A 15,367-nucleotide genomic window follows, 5' to 3' on the forward strand; every position below is an offset into this window, starting at 1 on the left:
AGGCACGCGCTTCTGAGGCAGGCGCTTCTGAGGCAGGCGCTTCTGAGGCAGGCGCTTCGTCACCTTCGGTCGTCGACGAGCGGGGTCAGCGCGGGTGCCTCGCGGGGCGGCGGGACGTGGGCCCGCTGGGTGAGGCCGAAGGTGGTGAAGGCGGTGCGGGCGGGGAGTGCGTAGGCCTCCCCGCCCGTCACGGCGTTGAGGATGATCGCGCTGCGCCAGGCGGCGAGTCCGAGGTCGGGGGCGCCGACGCCGTGGGTGTGGGTCTCGGCGTTCTGGACGTACACCGTGCCGGTGACGGACGGGTCGAGGACGAGCCGGTAGTCCTCGTCGATGCGCGGGCGTTCCCGGCTGTCGCGGCGCATGTAGGGGTCGAGGCCGGCGAGGATCCGGTCGAGGGGGCGTTCGCGGTAGCCGGTGGCCAGGACGACGGCGTCGGTGGTGAGGCGGGAGCGGCTGTCCTGGAGGGTGTGTTCCAGGTGCAGTTCGACTTTGGTCGTGGCGATCCGGCCGGCGGTGCGGACGCGGACGCCGGGGGTGAGGACGGCGTCGGGCCAGCCGCCGTGCAGGGTGCGGCGGTAGAGCTCGTCGTGGACGGCGGCGATGGTGGCGGCGTCGATGCCTTTGTGCAGCTGCCACTGGCCGTCGACGAGCCGGTCGCGGGTGGATTCGGGCAGGGCGTGGAAATAGCGGGTGTGGTCGGGGGTGAAGTGCTCCAGGCCGAGCTTGGAGTACTCCATGGGGGCGAAGGCCTCGGTGCGGCCCAGCCAGTGCAGTTTCTCGCGCCCGGCGGGCCTGTTGCGGAGCAGGTCGAGGAAGATCTCGGCGCCGGACTGTCCGGTGCCGACGACGGTGACGTGCTCGGCGGCGAGGAGGGCGGCGCGGTGGTCGAGGTAGTCGGCGGCGTGCACGACGGGCACGCCGGGGGCTTCGACCAGGGGTTTGAGGGGGTCGGGGACGTAGGGCTCGGTCCCGATGCCGAGGACGACGTTGCGCGCGTAGGTGCGGCCGAGGGCCTCGGCTTCTCCGTCGGTGTCGAGCTGGGTGAAGTCGACTTCGAAGACGTCGCGTTCGGGGTTCCAGCGGACGGCGTCGATCTGGTGGCCGAAGCGGAGTCCGGGGAGGTTTTCACTGACCCAGCGGCAGTAGGCGTCGTATTCGGCGCGCTGGATGTGGAAGCGCTCGGCGAAGTAGAAGGGGAAGAGCCGTTCGCGGGACCTGAGGTAGTTGAGGAAGGTCCAGGGGCTGGTGGGGTCGGTGAGAGACACCAGGTCGGCGAGGAACGGGACCTGGAGGGTGGCGCCTTCGATGAGCAGGCCGGGGTGCCAGCCGAAGGCGGGGTGCTGGTCGTAGAAGACGGTGTCGAGGCCGCCGAGGGGGTGGGCGAGCGCGGCGAGGGAGAGGTTGGCGGGGCCGATGCCGATGCCGACGAGGTCGCGGGGGGCGTCGGGTTCGGGGGCCGGGGCGGGGTTCATCGGGGGGTGTGTCCTTCCACGAGGGTGGCTCGGCTCGCTGCCGCGAGGTGCAGCAGGGCGGCCAGGTCGTCGGGCCCGGTGGCGGGGTTGAGGAGGGTGGCCTTGAGCCAGAGCCGGCCGTCGAGGCGGGCCCGGCCGAGGACGGCGGAGCCGTCGGTGAGCAGCGCGCGGCGTACGGCGGCGACGGTGGTGTCGGTGGCGCCGGTGGGCCGGAACAGCACGGTGCTGATGACGGGCGGGGCGTGCAGTTCGAAGCCGGGGTGTGCGTCGACGAGGGCGGCGAACTCGCGGGCGTGGGCGCAGACCTGGTCGACGAGTGTGCCGAGTCCGTGGCGTCCGAGGGTCTTGAGGGTGACGGCGAGTTTGAGGACGTCGGGGCGGCGGGTGGTCCGGAGGGACCGGCCGAGCAGGTCGGGCAGTCCGGCCTCGGTGTCGTCGTCGGCGTTGAGGTAGTCGGCGCGTTGCCGCAGGGCGGTGAGGTCGCGGCTGTCGCGGACGGCGAGGAGGCCTGCGGCGACCGGCTGCCAGCCGAGTTTGTGCAGGTCGAGGGTGACGGTGTCGGCGGTGTCGAGTCCGGTGAGGCGGGTGCGGTGCCGGTCGCTGAAGAGGAGGCCTGCGCCGTAGGCGGCGTCCACGTGCAGCCGGGCGCCGTGGACCGCGCAGCGGGCGGCGATCTCGGGCAGCGGGTCGATGAGGCCGGCGTCGGTGGTGCCGGCGGTGGCGGCGACGAGCAGCGGGCCGTTCAGCCCGGTGAGGGTCCGGTCGAGCGCGTCGGGGTCGAGTGTGCCGTGCGGGGTGGGTACGACGACGGGCTGGGGCAGGCCGAGCAGCCAGGCGGCGCGGGGCAGGGAGTGGTGGGCGTTGGCTCCGCAGACGAGCCGGACGGTTGCTCCGTGGGACTCCCGGGCGAGGAGCAGGGCGAGCTGGTTGGCTTCGGTGCCGCCGGTGGTGATGAGGGAGTCGGGGGTTGCCGGTGTGCCGTTTCCGTGGACCTCCCGGGCCAGTGCCGCCGTGATGAGCCGCTCCAGTTCCGACGCCCCCGGGGCCTGGTCCCAGGAGTCGAGGGAGGGGTTGAGGGCGGAGGCCGCGAGGTCGGCTGCGGTGGCTACGGCGAGCGGGGGGCAGTGGAGGTGGGCGGCGCACAGGGGGTGGGCGGGGTCGGCGGCGGTCCGGGCGAAGGCGTGGACCAGGGTGCGGAGGGCGTGCGGGTCGCCCCGGTCGGGGAGGACGTCTCCCACCGCGTCCCGCAGCCGCGCCGCGACCTGCTCCGGGCCGCCCGCGGGCAGCGGCCCGCCGCGCGCCCGGGCGCCGGTGTCCAGGGCGTCGAGCACGGTGTGAAGCAAGGGCCGCAGGGCGTGCGGGCCGTGGGGGCCCGATGCGAGGGGCGGCGTGCTCATGGACTGACCTCCGGGGCGCGGGTGGCGGCACGCCCGGACAGCCCAACGATCCAACCCGGGTGGAGGTACTTCTGTACGCGGATGCCAGTTGTCGAAACCGCCGTGTGGGCCTCGGGGCCGGGCCGGCTGCTGGGCGCGGTGGCGGTACTCGAACCCGGCGGGATGGGCCCCGGCTCGGTCACGGTCCAGTGGCCGGGCCGGAAGGGGCGGCCGGGCCCCCGCGACGGCGGCAGGGCGTCCGCCCCGAGCGGGGCCGGGCCGGCCTCTGGGCGCGGTGGCGGTACTCGAACCCGGTCTTGTAGCCCCCGAGCCCGGGCCGGTCACGGCCTCGTGGCCCGGGGCGGAAGGCGACGGCGGGAGACGGACGCCCGCCGCGCCACGAGCCCCGCCGTCAGGCCTCCCGGTCCCCTTGGGTCCGGAGCGCCCCTTCGCGTCGTCCAGGTGGGCGACGATGCCGCGCAGACGATGCCGCGCAGCGCGGGGGTCGGTTCTCGGACCCCGCCGTATGGGCCCCCGGGCCCGGCCCCGGGTCGCGTTGCGAGCCCGTGGGCCGGGGCGGGAAGGGCGGCCAGGCCGCTGCATCGGCGAAGGGCGGACGCCCCGTGCCCGCCGTCAGGCCCGCGTGGCTCCCTGGACCCGGAGCGCCCGCTTCAAGTCGTCCAGCTGGTCGACGAGTTTGCGGCGCAGCGCGGGGATCGGGGCGCCGTCGTGCAGGCATGTCTCGCCGAGGTGGAGGTTGTCCGTGTCGACGGCGTGTGCGGGGAAGGCCCAGCGGCCCGCCGCCTCCGCCATGGCGGGGCCCCGGCGGTCGGCGACGGCGACCGCGTCGGGGTAGTAGCGCGTGACGTACTCGCGTACCAGGTCGGCTTGTTCGGGCTGCCAGAAGCCTCGGGCGGTGGCGGTGAAGAGGTAGTTGGACAGGTCGTCGGAGCCGAACATGGCCTCCCAGGCGCGGGCCTTGGCCTCCGGGTCGGGCAGGGCGGCGCGGCAGCGGGCGGCGCCCTCCTGGCCGGTGGCGCTGGGGTCGCGTTCCAGCTCGGCGGCGATGGCGGCCTCGTCGGTCGCGCCGAGGACGGCGAGCCGGGCGAGTACGCGCCAGCGCAGCTCGGGGTCGAGTTCCGGGCCGCCGGGGACGGTGCCGTCGGTGAGCCAGGCGGCGATGGTGTCGGGGTGGGCGGCCACGTCGATGCGGTGGCGTACGGCGATCAGGCGCAGGCCGGGGTTGTCGCCGTCCTCGGTGCGGCGGATGAGGTCGCGGCACAGTTCGGTGAGGGTGGCGAGTGCGGCGGGCCGCTCGCCGGGGGTGAGGTAGCGGTCGGCGATGTACGTGGAGGCGAAGGCGAGGACGCCTTGGACGATGGCGAGGTCCGTCTCCAGCGGGAGGTGCGCGCGAGCGGTCTCCAGGTAGGCGCCGGGGGCGAGTTCACCGTCGCGGACGGCGTCCCGCAGGGCGTTCCAGACGACCGCGCGGGTGAGCGGCCGGGGCAGGCCGGACAGGTCCTTGCGGACGGTCTCGAAGGACTCGGGGTCGAAGCGGACCTTGGCGTAGGTGAGGTCGCCGTCGTTGAGGAGGAGCAGGGCGGGGCGCTTGCCGATGGGGTGGGCGTCGGTCTGCGGGAGGTCCAGGTGGAGGCTTTCGCGCAGGACGAGCTGCCCGCCGTCGTCGCCGAGGTCCCGGTCGTAGAGGCCGGCGGCGATGCGGTGCGGGCGGCTGCCGGCGCGGTCGACGGTGAGGGTGCAGGTGCCGTGCTCGCCGGGGGTGATCCGCGGGGTGAGCGTGTCGACGCCGGTGGTGCGCAGCCAGGCGTCGGCCCAGGCGGGGACGTCGCGGTCGGTGGCGCCGGCGAGGTTGTCGATGAAGTCGGCGAGGGTGGCGTTGGCGAACTTGTGCCGGGCGAAGTGGGTGTTGATGCCGGCGAGGAAGTCCTTCTCGCCGAGCCAGGCGACCAGTTGCCGCAGTGCGCTCGCGCCCTTGGCGTAGGAGATGCCGTCGAAGTTGAGCAGTGCGGAGGCGGTGTCGTGGACGGCCTCGGGGGCGACGGGGTGGGTGGAGGGACGCTGGTCGGCGTCGTAACCCCAGGACTTGCGGGTGACGCCGAAGTCGGTCCAGGTGTCGGTGAAGCGGGTGGCTTCGGTGAGGGTCTGGTAGCCCATGTACTCGGCGAAGGACTCGTTCAGCCAGATGTCGTCCCACCACTTGAGGGTGACGAGGTCGCCGAACCACATGTGGGCCATCTCGTGGGCGATGACCATGGCGCGGGTCTGGCGTTCGGTGTCGGTGACGGCGGAACGGTAGACGAACTCGTCGCGGAAGGTGACGAGGCCGGGGTTCTCCATGGCGCCGGCGTTGAACTCGGGGACGAAGGCCTGGTCGTAGGAGTCGAACGGGTAGGGCTCGTCGAACTTCTCGTGGTAGCGGTCGTAGCAGGCGCGTGTGACGTCGAGGAGTTCGTCGCAGTCGGCGTCGAGGTAGGGGGCGAGGGAGCGGCGGCAGTGCAGGCCGAAGGGCAGGCCGCGGTGCTCGGTGCGCACGGAGTGCCAGGGGCCGGCGGCGACGGCGACGAGGTAGGTGGAGATGAGCGGTGTGGGGGCCGCCTTCCATACGCCGTCGGTGTGTTCGGTGATGCCGTTGGCGAGGACGGTCCAGTCCTGCGGGGCTTTCACCGAGAGTTCGAAGACGGCTTTCAGGTCGGGCTGATCGAAGGCGGCGAAGACGCGCTGGACGTCGTCCATGAAGAGCTGGGTGTAGACGTAGGTCTCGCCGTCGGTGGGGTCGGTGAAGCGGTGCATGCCCTCGCCGGTGCGGGAGTAGCGCATGCGGGCGTCCACACGCAGTTCGTGCTCGCCGGCGGTGAGGTGGGGCAGGGCGAGCCGGTTGCCGTCCAGGGCTTCGGGGTCGAGGGGGTGTCCGTCGAGGGTGACGGAGCGCAGCTCGGCGGGCTTGAGCTCGATGAAGGTGTTCCCGTCCACGCGGGCAGCGAACCTGATCAGGGTGCGGGAGTCGAAGGTCTCGTCTCCGCCGGTCAGATCGAGTTCGATGGTGTAGTGGTGGACGTCGAGGAGCTCTGCTCGGGTCTGCGCTTCGTCGCGCGTCAGTACGGACATGCGTGACATGCTGCCTGATGGCGTCGGCAAGGCACAGAGGCGGATCGGTACGTGCCCAATGTCCGGTCTACGTGCGGTCCTTTTCGAGCTCCCCGGCGTGCGCCCCCATGGGCCGCTGTGTCGGTACGCGCGCGTCGGGGTGCGGAAGTCCGGGGCGGGGGTGTGCGGCGGTCCCGGTGTGCTCTCCGATGAGGGCGCGCAGGTGGTGCACCTCCCGTTCGAGGGCGAGATGGCGCCGGTGGGCGTCGTAGAGGTAGCGGACCTTGGTGCGCAGGGCCCAGGGGTCCACGGGTTTCAGGACGAGGTCGGCGACGCCGAGCCCGAAGGCGGTGGTGGTCAGTTCGTGGTCGGCGCCGAAGCCGGTGAGCAGGATGACGGGGATGTGCTGGGTCTGCTCCACGCGCCGCATGTAGCGCACGACCTCCAGTCCGCTGACGCCGGGCATGCGCACGTCGAGCAGCAGCAGGCCGACCTGGCCACGGAGGACCTGTTTGAGTGCCTCGTCGCCGCTGGTGGCCCGGCCGAGCTGGTAGCCCAGCGGGGCCAGGGCGCTCTCCAGCGCGTACAGCGTGTCCTCGTGGTCGTCGACGATGAGGATCCTGGTATCCGACGACATGGCCCGACGCCCCTCCCTCGTGGAGGACCAGAGTAGGTCCGGGACGCTGACGGGGTGTGCTCGTCAGCTGACATGCTGTGCACAGCGCAGCATGCCGCGAGCGGGCCGCTGTGTCACTCCCCCGGGGCGTGCGCGCAGTCAGTTGGCGCCGGTGGTGGAGCCGCCCAGCGCCTCGTCCGCGATGCGCTCGTGGTGGCGGATGACCTCGGCGACGATGAAGTTGAGGAACTTCTCGGCGAAGGCCGGGTCGAGCTTGGCGTTTTCGGCGAGGGCGCGCAGCCGGGCGATCTGGCGGGCCTCGCGGGCCGGGTCGGCGGGCGGCAGCTGGTGCCGGGCCTTGAGGTGGCCGACCTGCTGGGTGCATTTGAAACGCTCGGCGAGCATGTGGACGACGGCCGCGTCGATGTTGTCGATGCTGTCGCGCAGCCGGGCGAGCTCTTCACGGACGGCGGTGTCGGCGTCACGGGAACCGGTGTTGCTGGTGGTCATGGGGCGTCAGCCTACGGGGATCACGCGGGGTGGCCGCCGGCCGTCTCATCCTTCGGCGGTGAGAGCCGCTTGTGGAAGTAGACGTCCTCGTGGCCGCCGGGGACGCCCCGGATGCGGGCGCGTTCCCGGAAGCCGAGCGTCGGGTAGAAGCGGGGTGCCTGGAAGCTGTACGTGGAGACGATCATGTCGGTGCAGCCGCGCCGGGCTGCCTCGGCCTCCGCCGCGCGCATCAGCCGGCTTCCCCAGCCGCGGTGGCGCTGGTCCTCGCGGACCCAGAGCATGTCCACCGAGCACAGGGTGCCCCAGGTCCAGGCGGTGAGCCCGCCGACCAGGTCGCCGGTGTCGTCGGTGGCGCGGACGGTGAGGGGTTCGGTGACGGCGCCGTCGGCGGCGGCGGTGTTGAAGGCGGTCAGCTCCTCGTCGAGCCGCTTTTCGAGGTCGTCGTCCTGGCCGCCCACCCGGAGCGAGGCGGCGACGGTGTGCTGTTCGCTGGTCACGGCGCGGATTCTGCCGGAGGTGCCGGGGGGTGACGACCGGTTTTCGCCGTCTGCGCGCCGGGTCGCGTCCTCGTACAGTGGAACCGGGTTTCCGGGGCGTCCTTGGGGGTGAGGCGTGGCGAGCGACGGGCCGGTCGAGCACGGCTACCCGCATCTGGAGACGGTGCGGGCCGCCATCACGGCGCTGTACAAGCGGCTGTCGTACGACACCGTCCGGACGTTCGAGACCAGCGTGCTCCCCGTCGACGTGGCGTTCTGCGACACCGACGACCTGTATATGGGGGCGCAGCGGGTGGCACAGGAGCTGGTGCGGCACTACCGCCTGCCGGATGCCCGGCTGATCGTGAGTTTCCGGGAGATGCGGCACGCGGCGAACGTGGAGCTCGCGGCGGGGCCGGAGTACTTCGTGGAGCTGAACGACCGGTTCCGTAGGCATCGGCGGGACATCGGGGCGGCCCTCGCGCACGAGGTGATGCACGTGTACCTGCATCGTCTGGACCTGTCCTTCCCGGGCGTCCGGGACAACGAGATCCTCACGGACACGGCGACGACGTATCTGGGCGCGGGGTGGCTGCTGCTGGACGCGTACCGGGAGGACGGGGCGTCGTCGCAGAAGCTGGGGTATCTCACGCCGGAGGAGTTCGGGTACGTGCTGGCCAAGCGGGCGCTGGTCTTCGGTGAGGACCCGTCGGTGTGGTTCACCAGTGCGCAGGCGTACACGGCGTACGCGAAGGGGATGGAGCTGGCCCGCCTCGACGAGCGGCAGCCGCCGCTGACGGCGGCGGGTTGGGCGGGGCGCCGGCGGTACGCCCGGGACCGGCGGCACGGGTCGTCGGATCAGCCGCTGCCGGGGGTGGGGTACGCGTTCTCCCCGGACGGGGGCGGCCGGTTGCGGGTGTCGTTCCCGTGCCCCACGTGCCACCAGCGGATCAGGGTGCCGGTACGGGGCCGGGTCCGGGCCCGGTGCGCGCTGTGCCGGAGCGTGCTGGAGTGCGACACGTAGGGAGCGCGGCCCCAAAGTTCGCGATCGGGCGCTGCGCGGGGGCCTGGGGTGTCCGGGGCGGGCCTGTGGCTGGCCGTCAGTGCTGGTGATCGCCGCTGGTGATCTGCCGGTACTCCTCCACCGTCGGCTTCTCGATCCGCGCGTCGGGCCCGAACATGGCCTTGGCGAGGCGGGCTCGCAGCCGTTCGGAGCGCTTGACCTTGCGGCGGACGCCTCCCGCGTCGACCTCGCGCCCGACCTCGTACGGCGGGTTCTGCTCGTGCTGGGTGAGCGTGAACAGCTCGGCCTGGGCGAGGGGCTCGTGCACCTCGATGTACTCGCCGGTCGGCAGCCGTTTGATGGTGCCGGCCTCCCGGCCGTGCAGGACTTTGGCGCGGTCGCGGCGCTGCAGGCCCATGCAGATCTTCTTCGTGACGATGAACGCGGCGACCGGCAGCACGAACACGCCGATCCGCACGAACCAGGTGATCGCGTTGATGGACAGGTGCAGATGGGTGGCGACGATGTCGTTGCCGCCGCCGATCAGCAGCACCGTGTACAGGGTCAGCCAGGCCACGCCGAGGCCGGTGCGCACGGGTGCGTTGCGCGGCCGGTCGAGGATGTGGTGCTCGCGTTTGTCGCCGGTGATCCACGCCTCGATGAAGGGGTAGAGGCCGAGGGCGAGCAGGATGAGGGGGAAGAGGGAGAAGGGGATGAACACGCCGAGGGCGAGGGTGTGGCCCCAGAGGTTGATCTCCCATCCCGGCATCACCCGGATCAGGCCCTCGGAGAAGCCGAGGTACCAGTCGGGCTGGGCGCCGGTGGTGACCAGGTCGGGGCGGTAGGGGCCGAAGGCCCACACGGGGTTGATCTGGGCGATCGCGCCCATCACCGTCAGGACGCCGAAGACGAGGAAGAAGAAGCCCCCGGCCTTGGCCATGTAGACCGGCAGGAAGGGCATCCCGACGACCGACCGCTCCTTGCGTCCGGGGCCCGGGAACTGGGTGTGTTTGTGGTAGAAGACCAGGATCAGATGGGCGGTCACCAGGCCCAGCATGATCCCCGGCAGCAGCAGGATGTGGACGGGGTACAGCCGCGAGATGATGTCCTCGCCCGGGAACTCGCCGCCGAACAGGAAGAACGACAGGTACGTCCCGACGATCGGGACCGACAGGATCGCGCCCTGCGCGAAGCGGATGCCGGTGCCGGACAGCAGGTCGTCGGGGAGGGAGTAGCCGGTCAGGCCGGTGATGATGCCGAGCATCAGCAGGGTCCAGCCGAATACCCAGTTCAGCTCGCGCGGCTTGCGGAAGGCGCCCGTGAAGAACACCCGCATCATGTGCACCAGCATGCCGGCGATGAAGACCAGCGCCGCCCAGTGGTGGATCTGCCGGATCAGCAGCCCGCCGCGCACATCGAAGCTGATGTCCAGCGTGGACTCGAACGCCCTGCTCATGAGGACGCCGTTGAGCTCCGTGTAGGAGCCGTTGTAGACGACCTCCTGCATGCTGGGCTCGAAGAACAGGGTGAGGTAGACGCCGGTGAGGATCAGCACGACGAAGCTGTAGAGGGTGACCTCGCCCAGCATGAAGGACCAGTGGTCCGGGAAGACCTTGCGCATGTTGGCCTTGGCCAGGGCGTAGAGCCCGAGCCTCCCGTCCGCCCAGTCGGCGAGCTGCTCACCCTTGCCGGCGGGCGGCCTCCGGTGGGCGGAGTCCGTCCCGTACACCCGTCGTGCGCCGTCGTCGCCCATGCGTCGTCGCCTCCCCGTCGGATCCTTCCCAGCGTGGCACGGCGTCGTGGCCGTGCAAACGGGGCGTGGGGAGGGTTGGGCCAAGGGGACCAGCGGCCGGCTCAGCGAGCGGCGGGGTGCCGCACGATCCCCTGCGCCCGTGCGGCCACGAGCCACTTCGGGAACTCGCCGATCAGCCGGTCGTACAGCTCGGCGTCCGAGACCTTCCGCGGGTCCTGGCCCGCGTGGAAGAACCCGGCGTTGTCGACGGTCCGCTTGCCCGGTACGGCCAGCTCGTCGAGCTTGCGCAGGAAGTCGAACTGCTTGCTGCTCGGGTCGCCGAACCCGATGAACTGCCAGAACAGCGGCAGCCTCGCGGCCTTGCACAGGTACCGCTCCGCGGCGAGTTTGTTGATCGGCCCGCCGTCGGTCTGGAACACGACCAGGGCGGGCTCGGCCGTCCCGCTGTCGAGGTAGTGGTCGATCACGGCGTCCATGGCCAGGTGGTAGGCGGTCTTGCCCATGTGGCCGAGCCCTGCCACGATCCGCTCGATCCTGCCCCGGTGGTCGGCGAGCGCGATGTCGGTGACGGCGTCGATGTCGGTGGAGAAGAACACCACGGGCACGGTGCCGTCGTCGTCCAGGTGCGCCGACAGGCCGAGCACCCGGTCGGCCAGCGTCTGGACGCTGCCGTCCTTGTAGTAGGGCTTCATCGAGCCGGAGTAGTCGACGACGAGGTAGACCGCGGCCCGCAGTCCGTCGAGGCCGTGCTTGGTGAGGGACACCCCGGCGCTCTTGTAGAGGTTCACCAGCGCGGGAGCCGTCTCCTGGACCTTGCTCAGACTGATCGCGACCATGGCCCGCATCCTCTCACCTCTCGACGACCACCCCGTCGCTCAGCTCCAGCACCCGGTCGGCCAGGCCGAGGAGTTGGGGGTCGTGGGTGGCGACGAGGGCCGTGACGCGCTCGCTGCGGACCACGGCCCGCAGCAGCTCCATCACCGCCAGGCCGGTGGCGGCGTCGAGCTGGCCGGTCGGCTCGTCGGCGAGCAGCAGGGCCGGCCGGTTGGCGAGGGCCCGGGCGATGGCGACCCGCTGCTGCTGGCCGCCGGACAGCTCGGCGGGCCGCTGCGTCTCATGGCCGGCGAGGCCCACCAGGGCGAGCAGCAGCGCCACCCGCTCCTCGCGTTCGCGCGGCTCGGCCCGGCGCAGCCGCAGGGGCACGCCCACGTTCTCGGCGGCGGTGAGGATGGGGATGAGCCCGAAGGACTGGAAGACGAAGCCGATCCGGTCGCGGCGCAGTTCCAGCAGCTCGCTCTCGCCGAGCGCCGACAGGTCGGTGCCGCCCACGACGATGCGGCCGCTCTGCGGGGCGTCGAGGCCGCCGATCAGATGGAGCAGCGTCGACTTGCCGGAGCCCGAACGGCCCTTGAGAGCGACCAGTTCCCCGCTGCGGACGGTGAAGGAGGCCCCGCGCAGTGCGTGCACGGCGGCGGCCCCGGTGCCGTAGGAGTGGTGGAGGTCCTCCACCCGCAGCATCGGCCCGCCGGACGCGTCGTCGGCGAGGGCGGCGCCGGTTCCCCCACTGGTGTTCTCGGTCATCACCGCATCCCATACGGAAGCGGTCCGCATGGTCAAGAGCCGGACGACCCGCGTTCGAACTCATGTGCCGGGTGGGGAACTCCGTGATATGCATGCCGGGTTGGGGGATCTACGGCTCGCGCATCGGGTGGGGGAAGAGTGACGGGCTTACTGCTGCTGCGCCTGCGCGCGCACCGGCTGCTGCTCACGGCCGCCCTGCTCGCCGTCCTGCTGACCACCTCGGTGCTCGCCGCCCTGACGGCCTACTCCGGCTCCGTCGGGAACGCGGCGTTGCGCGGCGCCCTGGGCGGCCGGGCCGCGGCCTCCGCCTCCCTCGTCGTCGAGGCGGACGTGCCCCGGGAGCGGCGGGACGCGGCGCAGCGGGCGGTGGTGCGCGGGGCGCGGGACGCCTTCGGCGGGCTGCCGGTGACCGTCCGGAGGCTGGAGCGGTCCGGGCCGTACGCGCTGCCCCGGTCCCTGCAGAGTGCCGAGGCCCGCGCCGGGGAGCCCGACCTCACACACCTCGCCGCCCTGGACGTCTCACGGATCAGGCTGCTCTCGGGCACCCTGCCGGGCCCGGCCCCGGCGTCCCGCTCGGCCGCTGTGCCCGTGGCCCTGCCCGAGGCGGCCGCCGACCGGCTGGAGCTGCGGCCCGGAGCGCGGGTCACGCTCACCGACCGGCTGGGCGGCGATCCGCTCCGGGTCCGGGTGACCGGCGTGTACCGGGCGGCCGACGGCTCCGATCCCTACTGGCAGGCCGACGCCCTCGGCGGCCGGGGCATCCGCACGGTCGCCTTCACCACGTACGGGCCGCTGCTGACGCACGGGTCGGTGCTCGCCTCCGGCCGCGCCTCCGAGGACGCCACCGGCTGGGTGGCGACGGCCGGCTTCGGCGCCCTGACGACGGACGGCATCGGCGCGCTCCGCTCGGCGGCGGTCCGCGCGGCCGGGGCGCTGGGCGAGGACCCGGCGCTCGGGGGCGACGCGGACGTGCGCACGGGGCTGCCCGAGGTGCTCGACCGGACCGAGCGGGGCCTGCTGGTGTCCCGGTCGACGCTGGTGATCGTCTCGGTGCAGCTGGTGCTGCTCGCCGGGTACGCGCTGCTGCTGGTGGCCCGGCTGCTGGGCAGCGAACGGGCGGGTGAGACCGAGCTGCTGCGGGCCAGAGGCGGATCGCGGGGCCGGATCGTCGGGCTCGCCGCACTGGAGGCGCTGCTGCTGGCGGTCCCCGCCGCCGTGTGTGCCGCGCTGCTGTCCGGCCCGCTGGCCCGGCTGCTCGCGCGGTGGTCCTCGCTCGACGGGATCGGGCTGGGGCTCGACGCCGCCCCGGCGGGCCGGGTATGGCTGGTCGCGGGCGGGGTGGCGGCGGCCTGCGCGGCGGCGGTGGTGGCGCCCGCGCTGGCGGCGACGACGGGAACTCCGGTACGGCTGCGGCGGGTCCGGGCCGCGACGTCGGCCGCGCCCGTGCGGGCGGGAGCCGATGTGGGGCTGCTGCTGATCGCGGGCGTGGCGTACTGGCAGCTCGACCGGCAGACCGACGCGACCGGCGGCGGCGTGCTCAGCCGGGACCGGGCCGGGGAGCTGGGCATCGATCCGCTGCTGGTCGCGGCGCCCGCGCTGGCGCTGCTGGCGGGCACGGTCCTGACGCTGCGTCTGCTGCCGTTCGTGGCCCGGCTCGCGGAGCGGCGGTCGGCGAGCGGGCGTGGACTGCCGGCGGCGCTGGCGGGCTGGCAGTTCAGCCGGCGTCCGCTGCGCGGGGCGGGGCCGGTGCTGCTGCTGGTCATCGCGGTGGCGACGGGCATGCTGGCGATCGGGCACGGTGCGTCCTGGGACCGGTCGCAGGAGGACCAGGCCGACTTCCGGACGGGCGCCTCCGTACGGGTGCTCGACTACCGGCCGGGCAGCCCCGGGCAGACGGGGCTCTACGCGGCGCTGCCCGGCGCGGTGGCCGCCGCTCCCGCGCACCGCGCCACTCTGAGCCTCTCCGGGGACCGCCGGGCGACGGTCCTCGCCCTGGACACGGCCCGCGCCCGGGACGGGATGCTCATGCGCGGCGACCTCGCCGAGGAGTCCCCGGCACGGCTGCTGGGGGCCCTGGCGCCGCCCGCGCCGGACGGGGACCGGGCCGTGCGGCTTCCCGACGGCACCCGACGGATCGCCCTGGACGTGCGGATCACCGACGAGCGGGCCCGGACGAAGCGCTCCCCCTCCGATCGCGCACCGCTGCTCACGGTGGTCGTGGAGGACCGGTACGGCATCGCGTACCGGCTGGGCGGCGGCACCGTCCCGGTGGACGGCCGGGTCCACCGGACGGCGCTCGACCTGGACGCAGCCGCGGCGGGCCGCCGGGCGGCCCCGGCCGGGCCGTTGCGGCTGACCGGGATGCAGCTCGACGACACCTCTCCCGCCGGCCGCGCCGAGCGGCACCGGTTCACCGTCGAGCGGCTGCTCGCCACCGGCGGCGCCGGCTCCGCGCGGACCGTCGACATCGCTGCCGGGACGCGCTGGCAGGGCAGCCGGGTCGTGACGCAGAACGGCGAGGTCGTCTCCCGTGCGGCCACCAGGCCCGGCGCGTCGGGGAGCGCGCCGCTGGCCGTGTCGTACGGCACCGGCGCCGACCAGGGCGACGGCTACGGCGCCCAGCCGGTCTACACCGTCCGCGTCGACACCACCGGCGCCGAGGTGCCGCGCATCCTCTCCGCCGTCGCGAGCCGGGACTTCCTGCGGGCGGCGGGTGCCCGGACCGGCGACACCATCGACGTACCGCTGTCCGGGGAACAGCTGCGGGTGCGGATCGTGCGGTCGGTCCAGGAGCTGCCGACCACCGCCACCGACCTGGCCGGGGAGACCCTGTCCGGCGGGGCGCTGCTGCTCGATCTGCGGGCCGTCGACGCCGTGCTGGCGCAGCGGGCCAGCACGCCGCTCACCCCCAACGAGTGGTGGGTGAGCACCGCCCCGGGCAAGGAGGCCGAGGTCGCCGCGGCACTCAGGGCGCGCCCCGACCTCGAACCCGGGCAGGTGCTGGTGCGGGACGAGACGGCGGCCGAGCTGCTGCGGGATCCGCTCGGCGCCGGGCCGCGTTCGGCGCTGACGGCGGTGGCGGTGGCGGCCGCGGCCCTGGCGGCCGGGGGGTTCGCGGTGAGTGCCGCCGGGGCGCGCCGGGAGCGGTCCGCGGAGTTCGCGGTGCTGCGTGCCCTGGGCGCGCCCCGCCGGGATCTCGCCCGGCTGGTCGCGACGGAGCAGAGCCTGCTCATCGGTGCCGGTCTGCTCGCCGGGCTCGGTCTCGGCACGGTCCTGACCCGGGCCGTCGTCCCGTTGATCGTGCTGACCTCCGGTGCCGCACGGCCTCTCCCGCCGGTCCTCGTCGAACTCCCGGTGCCGCAGGTGGCTCTGCTCCTCGCGGGGGTGGCCGCCCCGCTGCTGTTGATCACCGTCGCGTCGGCGCTGCGCCGTGCCGAGCCGGCCGTCGCGCTCCGCCACCAGGGGGAGGACTGAG

11 protein-coding genes are annotated in these 15,367 nt (G+C 73.3%); 2 read left to right on the forward strand and 9 right to left on the reverse strand.

Going from position 1 to position 15,367, the window contains the following annotated elements:
* Nucleotides 1-59 precede the first annotated feature (59 nt).
* The 6 genes from A4E84_RS10405 to A4E84_RS10430 all read right to left on the reverse strand — a co-directional run bounded on the left by A4E84_RS10405 (nucleotide 60) and on the right by A4E84_RS10430 (nucleotide 7,576).
* The gene (locus A4E84_RS10405; RefSeq protein WP_062926281.1) at nucleotides 60-1,472 is read right to left on the reverse strand and encodes a lysine N(6)-hydroxylase/L-ornithine N(5)-oxygenase family protein; all 1,413 of its coding nucleotides are present in this window, start codon (nucleotides 1,470-1,472) and stop codon (nucleotides 60-62) included.
* Nucleotides 1,469-2,869: a pyridoxal phosphate-dependent decarboxylase family protein gene (locus A4E84_RS10410; RefSeq protein WP_062926282.1), complete on the reverse strand. Its 1,401-nt coding sequence runs from the start codon at nucleotides 2,867-2,869 to the stop codon at nucleotides 1,469-1,471. The genes A4E84_RS10405 and A4E84_RS10410 overlap by 4 nt, the downstream gene beginning before the upstream one ends.
* 612 nt (nucleotides 2,870-3,481) lie before the next feature.
* A complete protein-coding gene (gene pepN, locus A4E84_RS10415; RefSeq protein ID WP_062926283.1) occupies nucleotides 3,482-5,974 on the reverse strand; it encodes an aminopeptidase N in 2,493 nt (830 codons plus the stop codon).
* 67 nt (nucleotides 5,975-6,041) lie between these two features.
* Nucleotides 6,042-6,590, reverse strand: a complete 549-nt coding sequence (locus A4E84_RS10420; protein ID WP_062926284.1) for a response regulator — start codon at nucleotides 6,588-6,590, stop codon at nucleotides 6,042-6,044.
* 138 nt (nucleotides 6,591-6,728) lie between these two features.
* The gene (locus A4E84_RS10425; protein WP_062926285.1) at nucleotides 6,729-7,079 is read right to left on the reverse strand and encodes a chorismate mutase; all 351 of its coding nucleotides are present in this window, start codon (nucleotides 7,077-7,079) and stop codon (nucleotides 6,729-6,731) included.
* Between the two features lie 20 nt (nucleotides 7,080-7,099).
* Nucleotides 7,100-7,576, reverse strand: a complete 477-nt coding sequence (locus A4E84_RS10430) for a GNAT family N-acetyltransferase (protein ID WP_237304889.1) — start codon at nucleotides 7,574-7,576, stop codon at nucleotides 7,100-7,102.
* Nucleotides 7,577-7,691: 115 nt separating this feature from the next.
* On the opposite strand from A4E84_RS10430, the gene A4E84_RS10435 reads away from it, so the two are divergent.
* A complete protein-coding gene (locus A4E84_RS10435) occupies nucleotides 7,692-8,579 on the forward strand; it encodes a hypothetical protein (RefSeq protein ID WP_062926286.1) in 888 nt (295 codons plus the stop codon).
* Between the two features lie 76 nt (nucleotides 8,580-8,655).
* On the opposite strand, the gene qcrB is transcribed toward A4E84_RS10435, so the two are convergent.
* The 3 genes from qcrB to A4E84_RS10450 form a co-directional block, all read right to left on the reverse strand.
* On the reverse strand, nucleotides 8,656-10,311 hold the full coding sequence (qcrB, locus tag A4E84_RS10440; protein WP_062926287.1) for a cytochrome bc1 complex cytochrome b subunit: 1,656 nt from the start codon (nucleotides 10,309-10,311) through the stop codon (nucleotides 8,656-8,658).
* Between the two features lie 101 nt (nucleotides 10,312-10,412).
* The gene (locus A4E84_RS10445; RefSeq protein ID WP_062926288.1) at nucleotides 10,413-11,147 is read right to left on the reverse strand and encodes a vWA domain-containing protein; all 735 of its coding nucleotides are present in this window, start codon (nucleotides 11,145-11,147) and stop codon (nucleotides 10,413-10,415) included.
* 13 nt (nucleotides 11,148-11,160) lie between these two features.
* Nucleotides 11,161-11,892, reverse strand: coding sequence for an ABC transporter ATP-binding protein (locus A4E84_RS10450; RefSeq protein WP_062926289.1), 732 nt, complete (start codon nucleotides 11,890-11,892; stop codon nucleotides 11,161-11,163).
* A 138-nt stretch (nucleotides 11,893-12,030) separates the two neighbouring features.
* On the opposite strand from A4E84_RS10450, the gene A4E84_RS10455 reads away from it, so the two are divergent.
* Entirely contained in the window at nucleotides 12,031-15,366 is a 3,336-nt protein-coding gene (locus A4E84_RS10455) for an FtsX-like permease family protein (RefSeq protein ID WP_062926290.1), read from the forward strand.
* Nucleotide 15,367: the final 1 nt, after the last annotated feature.

Source organism: Streptomyces qaidamensis, assembly GCF_001611795.1.
In the GTDB taxonomy this organism is placed as follows: Bacteria; Actinomycetota; Actinomycetes; order Streptomycetales; family Streptomycetaceae; genus Streptomyces; species Streptomyces qaidamensis.

What these genes read in the sequence shown, in the direction of transcription:
- A4E84_RS10425 (WP_062926285.1), bottom strand. Translation starts at nt 7,079, where the DNA reads ATGACCACCAGCAACACCGGTTCCCGTGACGCCGACACCGCCGTCCGT.
- A4E84_RS10420 (WP_062926284.1), bottom strand. Translation starts at nt 6,590, where the DNA reads ATGTCGTCGGATACCAGGATCCTCATCGTCGACGACCACGAGGACACG.
- A4E84_RS10405 (WP_062926281.1), bottom strand. Translation starts at nt 1,472, where the DNA reads ATGAACCCCGCCCCGGCCCCCGAACCCGACGCCCCCCGCGACCTCGTC.
- pepN (WP_062926283.1), bottom strand. Translation starts at nt 5,974, where the DNA reads ATGTCCGTACTGACGCGCGACGAAGCGCAGACCCGAGCAGAGCTCCTC.
- qcrB (WP_062926287.1), bottom strand. Translation starts at nt 10,311, where the DNA reads ATGGGCGACGACGGCGCACGACGGGTGTACGGGACGGACTCCGCCCAC.
- A4E84_RS10410 (WP_062926282.1), bottom strand. Translation starts at nt 2,869, where the DNA reads ATGAGCACGCCGCCCCTCGCATCGGGCCCCCACGGCCCGCACGCCCTG.
- A4E84_RS10445 (WP_062926288.1), bottom strand. Translation starts at nt 11,147, where the DNA reads ATGGTCGCGATCAGTCTGAGCAAGGTCCAGGAGACGGCTCCCGCGCTG.
- A4E84_RS10450 (WP_062926289.1), bottom strand. Translation starts at nt 11,892, where the DNA reads ATGACCGAGAACACCAGTGGGGGAACCGGCGCCGCCCTCGCCGACGAC.